The 10,887-nt window shown below is 67.0% G+C and carries 8 protein-coding genes; 7 read left to right on the forward strand and 1 reads right to left on the reverse strand.

What is annotated here, in order from left to right; all coding sequences use genetic code 11:
• Window positions 1–98: 98 nt before the first annotated feature.
• From ACYQ1Z_RS14595 to ACYQ1Z_RS14620, 6 genes are all read left to right on the forward strand, one after another.
• Window positions 99–2,924, forward strand: a complete 2,826-nt coding sequence (locus ACYQ1Z_RS14595; protein ID WP_459793265.1) for an aconitate hydratase — start codon at window positions 99–101, stop codon at window positions 2,922–2,924.
• 187 nt (window positions 2,925–3,111) lie between these two features.
• Window positions 3,112–5,085: a 1-deoxy-D-xylulose-5-phosphate synthase gene (gene dxs, locus ACYQ1Z_RS14600; protein ID WP_459793266.1), complete on the forward strand. Its 1,974-nt coding sequence runs from the start codon at window positions 3,112–3,114 to the stop codon at window positions 5,083–5,085.
• Window positions 5,082–5,696 (forward strand): DUF402 domain-containing protein, encoded by a 615-nt coding sequence (locus ACYQ1Z_RS14605; protein WP_459793267.1) that lies wholly within the window; start codon window positions 5,082–5,084, stop codon window positions 5,694–5,696. Before dxs ends, ACYQ1Z_RS14605 begins: the two co-directional genes overlap by 4 nt.
• Window positions 5,693–6,253 (forward strand): hypothetical protein, encoded by a 561-nt coding sequence (locus ACYQ1Z_RS14610; protein WP_459793268.1) that lies wholly within the window; start codon window positions 5,693–5,695, stop codon window positions 6,251–6,253. Before ACYQ1Z_RS14605 ends, ACYQ1Z_RS14610 begins: the two co-directional genes overlap by 4 nt.
• Before the next feature lie 10 nt (window positions 6,254–6,263).
• Window positions 6,264–7,241, forward strand: a complete 978-nt coding sequence (locus ACYQ1Z_RS14615; protein ID WP_459793269.1) for an aldo/keto reductase — start codon at window positions 6,264–6,266, stop codon at window positions 7,239–7,241.
• 26 nt (window positions 7,242–7,267) lie between these two features.
• Window positions 7,268–8,299, forward strand: a complete 1,032-nt coding sequence (locus tag ACYQ1Z_RS14620; RefSeq protein WP_459793270.1) for a nucleoside hydrolase — start codon at window positions 7,268–7,270, stop codon at window positions 8,297–8,299.
• Here ACYQ1Z_RS14620 and ACYQ1Z_RS14625 read toward each other — a convergent pair.
• Entirely contained in the window at window positions 8,296–9,717 is a 1,422-nt protein-coding gene (locus ACYQ1Z_RS14625; protein ID WP_459793271.1) for a mycothione reductase, read from the reverse strand. The genes ACYQ1Z_RS14620 and ACYQ1Z_RS14625 overlap by 4 nt on opposite strands.
• A gap of 164 nt (window positions 9,718–9,881) precedes the next feature.
• Between ACYQ1Z_RS14625 and ACYQ1Z_RS14630 the strand changes: the two genes are divergently transcribed.
• Window positions 9,882–10,721: an ECF transporter S component gene (locus tag ACYQ1Z_RS14630; RefSeq protein ID WP_459793272.1), complete on the forward strand. Its 840-nt coding sequence runs from the start codon at window positions 9,882–9,884 to the stop codon at window positions 10,719–10,721.
• The last annotated feature ends 166 nt before the right edge of the window (window positions 10,722–10,887 follow it).

Below are 10,887 nucleotides of genomic sequence, written 5' to 3' on the forward strand. Positions count from 1 at the left end.
CGTGTGCAATTTTCGGGCCCGAAACTAATTAGGGCGTCCTAACTAGCAGGCGGTCAACCGCGCGACAAAGATGAAACTGTTGCGAGAGGAGTCCTGCGATGAGCACTGTGGACAGCTTCGGTTCAAAAGGCAAACTTAATGTAGCCGGAACCGAGTATGAAATTTTCCGGTTGAACTCCGTTGAAGGTGCAGAAAACCTTCCGTTCAGCCTCAAGGTATTGCTTGAAAACCTGCTGAGGACCGAGGACGGCGCGAACATCACTGCCGATCACGTCCGCGCCTTGGCCGGCTGGGACCCCAACGCCCAGCCTGATACAGAAATCCAGTTCACGCCTGCACGCGTGATCATGCAGGACTTCACTGGCGTTCCCTGCGTGGTTGACCTGGCTACGATGCGTGAAGCCGTCAAGGAACTGGGTGGCGACCCCAAGCGCGTCAACCCGCTGGCACCGGCCGAGATGGTCATCGACCACTCGGTCCAGATCGATGCATTCGGTAACTCCGGCGCGCTGGAGCGCAACATGGAGATCGAATACCAGCGCAACGGTGAGCGCTACCAGTTCCTGCGCTGGGGCCAGACCGCGTTCGACGACTTCAAGGTGGTCCCGCCGGGAACCGGCATCGTGCACCAGGTCAACATCGAATACCTGGCCCGCACCGTCATGACCCGTGAAGTTGGCGGCGTCCTGCGTGCCTACCCGGACACCTGCGTGGGCACCGACTCCCACACCACCATGGTCAACGGCCTGGGTGTGCTCGGCTGGGGCGTGGGCGGCATCGAGGCCGAGGCTGCCATGCTCGGCCAGCCTGTCTCCATGCTGATCCCGCGCGTCGTCGGCTTCAAGCTCAGTGGCAGCATCCCCGCCGGTGCCACCGCCACCGACGTCGTGCTGACCATCACCGAAATGCTGCGCAAGCACGGTGTTGTGGGCAAGTTCGTCGAGTTCTACGGCGAAGGCGTGGCCGAGGTGCCGCTGGCCAACCGCGCCACCATCGGCAACATGAGCCCGGAATTCGGTTCCACGGCTGCCATGTTCCCGATCGACGACGTCACGCTGGACTACCTGCGCCTCACCGGCCGCTCCGAGCAGAACGTTGCCCTCGTCGAGGCCTACTCCAAGGAACAGGGCCTCTGGCACGACCCCTCCCGCGACATCAAGTTCTCCGAGTACCTGGAACTGGACCTGTCCACGGTTGTTCCGTCCATTGCAGGCCCGAAGCGCCCGCAGGACCGCATCGAACTGACCGAGGCCAAGGACGAGTTCCGCCACGACCTCAAGAACTACGTCTCCCACGACGCCAACGCCGGCACGCTGGATGAGTCGCTCGAAGAGACGTTCCCGGCCTCCGACGCCCCGTCCTTCACCACCGGTGCAACCCACGTCTCCGACACGGACCGCGAACCGCCGAAGTTCTCCGCCGGCCACGGCTCTGCCGGGCGCATCTCCAGCCCGGTTCCCGTGAAGATGGCCGACGGCCGCGAGTTCGAGCTGGACCACGGCGCGGTCACCATCGCGTCCATCACGTCCTGCACCAACACGTCCAACCCCTCGGTCATGCTCGCTGCCGCCGTGCTGGCACGCAACGCCGTCGAAAAGGGCCTGACCGCCAAGCCATGGGTCAAGACCTCCGTCGCCCCCGGCTCCAAGGTCGTCACGGACTACTACGAGAAGTCCGGCCTGACCCCCTACCTGGAGAAGCTCGGCTTCTACATCGTGGGCTACGGCTGCGCCACCTGCATCGGCAACTCGGGCCCGCTGGAAACCGAGATCTCCGAGGCCATCCAGGCCAACGACCTTGCCGTGACCGCCGTCCTGTCCGGTAACCGCAACTTCGAGGGCCGCATCAACCCGGACGTCAAGATGAACTACCTGGCCTCCCCGCCGCTGGTCATCGCCTACGCCCTGGCCGGTTCCATGGACTTCGATTTCGAAACCGACGCCCTGGGCAAGGACGAGGCCGGCAACGACGTCTTCCTGAAGGACATCTGGCCGAACCCGGTCGAGGTCCAGCAGGTCATCGACTCCTCGATCGACAAGGACATGTTCGCCAAGGGCTACGAAGGCGTCTTCGACGGCGACGAGCGCTGGCAGGCACTCGACACTCCCGCCGGTGACACCTTCGCCTGGGATCCGAACTCCACGTACGTCCGTAAGCCCCCGTACTTCGAGGGCATGCAGGCGCAGCCGGAGCCGGTCAAGGACATCACCGGCGCCCGCGTCCTGCTGAAGCTGGGCGACTCGGTCACCACCGACCACATCTCCCCGGCCGGTTCGTTCAAGTCCGACACCCCCGCCGGCCAGTACCTGCTGGCCAACGGCGTGGAGCGGAAGGACTTCAACTCCTACGGTTCCCGCCGTGGCAACCACGAGGTGATGATCCGCGGAACGTTCGCGAACATCCGCATCAAGAACCAGATCCTGGACGGCGTCGAAGGTGGCTTCACCCGCGACTTCACCCAGGAAGGCGGCCCGCAGGCCTACGTCTACGACGCGGCCCAGAACTACCAGGCAGCCGGCACCCCGCTCGTGGTCCTGGCAGGCAAGGAATACGGTTCCGGATCATCCCGTGACTGGGCAGCCAAGGGCACCGCCCTGCTGGGCGTCAAGGCCGTCATCGCCGAAAGCTACGAGCGTATCCACCGCTCCAACCTGATCGGCATGGGTGTCCTTCCCCTGCAGTTCCCGGCCGGCGAATCCGCCGCGACCCTGGGCCTGACGGGCACGGAAACCTTCTCGGTGGAGGGCGTCACCGCCCTGAACGAGGGCACCACCCCGAAGACCCTCAAGGTCACGGCCACCGCTGAAGACGGCTCCTCGAAGTCCTTCGACGCCACGCTGCGGATCGATACCCCGGGTGAAGCCGACTACTACCGCAACGGCGGCATCCTGCAGTACGTGCTGCGCCAGATCTCCGCTAACTAGCGGCGACTGCCAGCAGGCAGCACCAACACGAAGCCCCGGCCGGTCACCGACCAGCCGGGGCTTCGGCTGTGCAGGGGCTTCGGCTGTGCAGGGGCTTCGGCTGTGCAGGGCCCCGGCGCTGCGGTCGGGTCCTTGGAACCGAAGCGTTAGAGTTAAACGGCACGTCTACCACCTGAAGGAGGGGTCAGTGGGAATCTTGGACACCATCCGGAATCCGCAGGACCTGAACAACCTGACCGAAGAGCAGCTTTCGCAGCTGGCTTCGGAGATCAGGGACTTCCTGATCACCAACGTCTCCCAGACGGGCGGGCACCTCGGGCCGAACCTTGGCGTGGTGGAGCTGACCCTCGCCGTGCACCGCATCTTCGAATCACCGCGTGACAGCATTGTCTTCGACACCGGCCACCAGTCCTACGTCCACAAGCTCCTCACCGGACGGCAGGACTTCAGCACCCTCCGGCAGGAAGGCGGCCTCTCCGGCTACCCGTCCCGCGGGGAGTCCGAACATGACATCGTCGAAAGCTCGCACGCGTCCTCCTCGCTGTCCTGGGCCGACGGCATCTCCCGCGCCCGCCAGCTGACGGGCGAAAGCGACCGGCACGTCGTCGCCGTCGTGGGTGACGGCGCCCTCACCGGCGGCATGGCCTGGGAAGCCATCAACAACATCGCCGCGGACAAGAAGCGGCGCGTCGTCATCGTGGTCAACGACAACGGCCGCTCCTACGCCCCCACCGTGGGCGGATTCGCGGACTACCTCGCGTCGCTGCGGCCCACCATCGACTCCTTCCGGGCGGCTCCGGCGTACGAGGTCGCACTGGACTGGTGGAAGAAGAAGCTCCAGAACGGCGGCCCCGTGGGGCAATTCACCTATAAGAGCCTGCATGCCATGAAGAAGGGCATCAAGGACTGGTGGGCTCCCCAGGGCATGTTCGAGGACCTGGGCATGAAGTACATCGGTCCGGTGGACGGACACAACCTCCAGGCCATGGAACACGCCCTGGCCACGGCCAGGAACTACAACGGCCCCGTCATCGTGCACGCCATGACGGAAAAGGGGCACGGCTACGCCCCCGCCCGCGCACACGAGGCCGACCAGTTCCATGCGGTGGGCATCATCGACCCCGAGACGGGGGAGCCCACCGGCACCGCCGGCGCCCAGTCCTGGACCTCCGTCTTCGCCAACGAGATCGCGGCCATCGCCGACGAGCGGGACGATGTCGTCGGGATCACCGGCGCCATGCTCATCCCCGTCGGGCTGCACAAGTTCGCCGCCAAGCACCCCGACCGGGTAATCGACGTCGGCATCGCCGAACAGCACGCCCTGACCTCGGCGGCAGGCCTGGCCTTCGGCGGACTGCACCCCGTCGTGGCCGTCTACGCCACCTTCCTTAACCGGGCCTTCGACCAGCTCCTCATGGACGTGGCCCTGCACAAGGCGGGTGTGACCATCGTCCTGGACAGGGCCGGTGTCACGGGACCGGACGGAGCCAGCCACCACGGCATGTGGGACATGGCCATGGTCCAGATCGTGCCCGGCCTCCATCTGGCCGCACCCCGCGACGCGACCCGGCTGCGTGAAGAACTCCGTGAGGCCGTCGCCATCAGCGACGCGCCCAGCGTCGTCCGCTTCTCCAAAGGCTCCGTGGGTGCCGAGGTCGAAGCCCTGGAACGCCTCAGCGACGGCGTGGACGTCCTGGCCCGCCGCCCCTCCGGCTCCACCGAAAACGACGTCCTGATCGTCAGCGTGGGTGCCATGTCCGAACTCGCGCTCGACGTCTCCAACCGGCTCGGCGCCCAAGGCATCAGCACCACTGTGGTGGATCCCCGCTGGGTCCTCCCGGTCCGCCGGTCCATCATTGCCCTGGCTTCCCACCACCGCCTGGTGGTCTGCATCGAAGACGGCGTTCGCGCCGGCGGCGTGGGCTCACGCATCCGCCAGGAGATGCGCGCGGCCGGTGTGGACACGGCCCTGAACGAAGTGGGCCTGCCGGTCGAGTTCCTCGACCATGGCACCCGCAGCCAGGTAATGGAGCGCGTGGGGCTCACCGCCCAGCAGATTACGCACGACGTCGTTGCGCAGGTTTTGGGGACCAAGGTCCCGTTTGCACGTCCCCTGCCGGGGCAGCAGCATCCCACCACCGGCAGCCTTCCGATCCTGTGAGGGGCGAGGATGAGCTGAAGTACCCGGGCGTGCTGGGGGAGCCGGAAGACGGGGACCCCCGTGCCACCCGCGTCCCCGAACGGCTGGAACCGGGCCAGCTGGTGGTGGCACGGAACCGGAAGTGGAACGGCAAAGCCCACTGGGTCGTGCCGGGCCGCTACCTCGGTGAGGACCGGCACGGCTGGTGGATCTTCCAGGGCACCAACGAGTTCTGCTCCCGCCCGGGCGCCGCGTTCTACACCAAGTCCGACGCCGTCCTCCTGGTGCCCCGCGAGGGCGACTGGGTGGCCACGTTCTACGACGACGCGCACCCGGGCGGGGTGCGGATTTACATCGACCTCGCTGTGGCGCACGAATGGAATCCGATCCGGCCCAAGGTCACCGAGTTCCACGTCATCGACATGGACCTCGATGTGGTGCGCACGGCAAGCCGCGGAGTCTTCATTGACGACGAGGACGAATTCGCCGAACACCGGGTGGAGATGGACTACCCGCCGGCTCTGGCCGCCTCCCTTGAGGAATCGGCCAGCCGGCTTTTCCAGGCCGTCAAGGCAGAACAGGCACCGTTCGACGGCACCGACGTCGGATGGTTTTCAAAGGGACGTGAATGAGCGGAATTGTCAGGGTCTACAAGCGCGACGACGAGGGCACCCTCCTCTTCCGCGAGGCCTGGTATGACGAAGAGTACGGCCAGTTCGTGATGAACTTCGGCGCCGTGGGGCACCAGAGCAAGACCGAAGAGACGGACGTTGACGAACCCGCGGCCGCTGACAGCCTCCTCGACGCGTTCGCGGCGCAGTGCGCTGAGGACGGCTACGCCGAGATCCCCGAAGCCGAACAGCACTGGGTAGTGGCACAGTTCGCCCTCAAAACCAGGGAAGGCACCGAACGCGACCGGCGCCTGAAGGACAAGGCCACCGACGCGCTCATCAGCCACCTCGCCTGGCGTGGACTCGGCACCGTGGAACGCTCGGAATTCACGGACTTCAAGCTCAACATCTTCTGCCTGTGCCCGGACGTGAACAAGGCCGTTAATGCCATCAAGGTCTGCGCCCGCGGCGAGGACCTCGACTTCACCAAACTCAGCATCGGAGCTGCGCCGTACAACGAGCCGGACAACTTCAAGCTCAAGCACTCCGCCAAGCCCGCTGCCGGCTTCAGCCTCTAGGAGCACTCCCATGACCACGTACCGCCGTGTCGGAAAATCAGGTCTGACCGTCTCCACGGTGGGCCTTGGCTGCAACAACCTGGGCCGCGCCAACACCGCCACCGAAACCCAGGAAGCCACGGACGCTGTGGTCTCCGCTGCGATCGACGCCGGCATCACGCTGTTCGACGTGGCGGACACCTACGGACGCGAACCCGGCCTTAGCGAAACGATGCTGGGGAAGGCCCTGGGCAACCGCCGCGCCGACGTGGTGCTGGCCACCAAATTCGGAATGGACATGAAGGGCGCCAGCGGCCCGGACTTCGGCGCCCGCGGCTCGCGCCGCTACATCATCCAGGCGGCGGAGGCCTCCCTGCGCCGGCTGGGCACTGACTGGATCGACCTCTACCAGTTCCACACCCCGGACCCGCTGACGCCCATCGACGAAACCCTGTCTGCATTGGACACCCTGGTCACGAGCGGCAAGGTCCGGTATATCGGCCACTCAAACCGTGCCGGCTGGCAGATCGCCCAGGCCGAGTACGTCGCGCGTGAACTCGGCGGCGCCCGCTTCATCTCCACCCAGAACCACTACAACCTCCTGGACCGGCGCGCCGAACTCGAGGTCACCCCCGCGGCTGAGGAATTCGGCCTGGGGGTCCTGCCGTACTTCCCGCTGGCCAACGGCCTGCTGACCGGCAAATACTCGCCCGGCCACGCACCGGAGGGAACCCGCCTCAGCCACACCCGCACGAACATGGTGCACGACGCCGACTGGGACCAGCTGGGCAGGTTCAGCCTCTTCGCCAAGGAACGCGGCCTGACCGAAATCGACGTCGCGTTCTCGTGGCTGGCGGCGCAGCCTTCGGTGGCCAGCGTGATCGCAGGCGCCACGAAGCCTGAGCAGGTCCGGCAAAACGCCGCAGCGGCGGACTGGCAGCCTACGGGCGCCGACCTCGCCGAGCTGGACGGCATCTTCCCCGCCGCGCCCAAAATCGCACTGTTTTAGCCTGGCTTGACTAACCGGGCACACAAGTGACTGCATTCCTGTTGGATGTCGATACCGGAATCGATGACGCCCTGGCCCTGGTATACCTGGCAGCCCTGCCGGACACGGAATTTGTCTCCGTCACCGCAACCCCCGGTAACGTGGACGCGGACCATGTGGCCAGGAATACCCTTGCCCTGCTGGAACTCTGCGGCCGGCCCGGGGTGGAAGTGGCCATCGGGGCCCGCCAACCACTGTCCATCCCGCTGCTGACCACACCGGAAACCCATGGACCGCAGGGGATCGGGTACGCCGTCCTGCCGGAACCCGCGGGCACCGTGTCGCCGCGCCACGCCGTCGACCTCTGGATCGAGCACGCCCGGGCCAGGCCCGGGGAGCTGACCGCGCTGATCACCGCGCCGCTCACCAACTTCGCGCTGGCACTCCGGAAGGAGCCGAACCTGCCGGAACTGCTGGCAGGCGTGGTGATCATGGGCGGCTGCTTCTACTACCAGGGGAACACCACCCCCACGGCGGAATGGAACACCCACGTGGACCCGCATGCAGCGAAGGAGGTCTACGCCGCCTACCGCGGGCGCCCCGTGGAAAAACTGCCTGTAGTTTGCTCCCTGGACACCACCGAACGCATCGAGATGCGCCTGGAGCACCTGCGGCAACTGGCTGAAGCGGCAGGCGCCACAGTTCCCGAGCTGGTGCTGCCTGACCAGCCCGAAGGGCAGCGGAGTGCCTCGGACAACACCGTGATCCGGCACTTGTCCGACGCCCTGCGCTTCTACTTCGAATTCCACCGGCGGTACGACCAGGGCTACCTCGCCCACGTCCACGACTTCTTTGCCGCAGGTGTGGCGGCGGGGACCCTGGAGTACACCGCCCGGTTGGCCACCGCCGACGTCGAAACCGAGTCCCCGTTGCTGATCGGGACCACGGTCGCGGACTTCCGCGGGTTGTGGGGAGTCCCGCCGAACGCCCGGATCGTGTCCGGAAACAACCCCGAACAGGCCTTCCGCGAACTCATCACCGCCGTCGGACGCCTGGCCGCCCGGGTGGGCGGGACTTAGAGCGGGGCATCCCCGGGCACATCGACGTCCAGGGCCAGGAGGGCGTTTTCGACAACTTCCATCAGCGCCGGATGGATCCAGTACGGGCCCCTGGCCAGCTGGTGTACCGGCGTCCCCAGGTGCATCGCCTGGACCAGCGGCTGGATCAGGTTCGAGGCTTCGTGCCCCAGGATGTGGGCCCCCAGAAGGCGTCCTGAGGAGCGGTCGGCAATGAGTTTCACCACTCCTTCGGTGTCTTCCATGGCCCAGCCGTAGGCGGTGCTCCCGTACTCCTGCACCACGGTGGCGATCCCCGTGCCCGGCGCGGCCCGGGAACGGGCTTCATCCTCGGTGAAGCCCACCGACGCGATCTGGGGGCTGGAGAAGACGGCGGACGGCACGGCGGTGTAGTCCATGGGCCGGAGCCGGTCCGGGTGCTCAAGGTTGTGCGCCACAACCCGGGCTTCCCGGTTGGCCACGTGCTTGAGCTGGTAAGGGTTGGCGGCGTCGCCCAAGGCGTACACGCCCTGCAACGGCTGCCCGCCGGAAAGGACCCGGAGGTTCGCGTCAACGGCGAGCGTCCCGTCGCCATTGACGTCAAAGCACGCAGCCTCCGCCCCCAGCCGGTCCGTGTTCGGCCTCCTGCCTGTGGCCATGAGGACGATGTCGGCCGTCACGCGAAGGACACGGCCACGGTCGTCCTTGAACACAGCGGTGGCTGCGCCGCCGCTGTCCTCCACGGACTGCAGCGCGTAGCCCAGCTCCAGCGTCCAGCGCGACGCCGCGGCGGCGGCAAACCGCCGGGAAATCTCCTGGTCGTGTCCGCGCAGCAGGCGGTCCGAGCGGTTCACCTGGGTCACTTGCGAACCGAAACCGGCAAAGATGGCGGCGAACTCCGCGGCGATGTAGCCGCCGCCCACAACCACCACCCGGCCCGGCAGCCCGTCGATCCGCATCACGGTATCCGACGTGTGCACCTGGGGCAGGTCGATACCCGGTACATCCGGGAGGACGGGACGGGAACCCGCGGCCACCACCACCTGGCCGGCGGTGATCTCCACGCCGGCACCGGTTCTCAGTGACCGGGTCCCGGTGAACCGGACGTGCTCCTCGTACAGGTCCACGTGGTCGAGTTCCTCGGCCCGGTACCGCCGGCCGTCCTCGGAGACCGCATCGACCCGGCCGAAGATCCGGTCCCGGATCCCGCTCCAGTGCACCTTGTCCAGGCCCAGGTCCACGCCGAGCCCCGCCGCCTCCCGCGGTACACCTGCCAGGCCCGACGGGTAGACAAACATCTTGGTGGGAATGCAGCCCACATTCAGGCAGGTTCCGCCAAATACGCCCCCATCGATCAGTGCCACGCGTTTGCCGTCCCAGAACGGGGTGATCAGCGAATTGCCGGAACCGGAGCCGATAATGGCGAGGTCATAGTGGGGCATACGGGGCAGTCTATGGCACACGTCCGCAGGCACCGCCGCCCGGTAGAATGGTGGGCGGCCGGCCGGCGCAGAATCCGGTCGCTGCTGCCGAGGTGACATAGGCGGCGCTCCACGCGGCCCGGGAATGACCGGGCCCCCGTGCCCGCACCCCGAAGGAAATCCCCATGTCATCTTCCTCCCTGACGCTGCCGTCCCCGTCCCCGGCTGCCGCCCGCAGGCGCCGGCTGATGGAAATCCTCGGTGCCCTGGCCATCGCCGGGACGTACGTCTACCTGGTCCTCAACCAGCCTGCCGACATCACCGGCGGCCCCGGCAGCGCCTCAGCCCTCATCGCCCTCTCCGGCTTCCTGGTTGGTGCAGTCCTGCTGATCGTCGCCGTGCTGCCCACCCTTCCGACGTCCACGGTGGTGCTGATTCCGGTGGCCCTGGTCCTGAACATCGTGCTGGGCCAATTCGTCGGCAGTACCCTGGTCCCGTTCTATCTGGACGCCATCGGCACGGTGCTGATCGCCGTGCTGGCAGGGCCGGCGGCAGGTGCGGCCACGGGCGCGCTCAGCAGCATCGTCTGGTCCTTTTTCAACCCCACCGTTCTTCCGTTCGCCGCCGGTGCCGCCCTGATCGGCTGCCTTGCCGGCCTGGCTGCCCGCTACGGCCTGTTCCGCCGCTTCTACCTGGCCCCCGTGGCCGGTTTCGTGACGGGCATCATTGGCGGCGTGGTGTCGGCGCCCGTTGCTGCGTTCGTCTTCGGCGGTACCTCCGGCGTGGCCACCGGCGCGATTGTCAGCGCCTTCCGGTCCATGGGCGACTCCCTCCTCGCCGCCATCACCAAGCAGGCCCTGATTTCCGACCCCATGGACAAGGCCATCGTCTTCACGGTGGTGGCCGTGCTGGTGTACGCGCTGCCACGCCGTGCCCGCCTCCAGTTCCCCTTCGTCCGCCGGCACCGGGTCCTGGCAGGAAACGCCCCCGTGGAGGAGAAGGCAGCAGCCCGGCAGGGGTCCTGACTCCCGCATGCGCCTTCATCCGCTGACCGGGCTCGCTGCGGCCGGCAGCACGGCGGTCATGACGACGGCGGCCGCGAGCCTGCCGTTGTCCCTCGCCGTGGCTGCCGGTTCCGTCGCCTTGTCGCTTGCGGCCGGGACGGCCCGGCGGCTGCTGCCGGCAGCCGCC

This window comes from Arthrobacter sp. AD-310, from assembly GCF_054656615.1.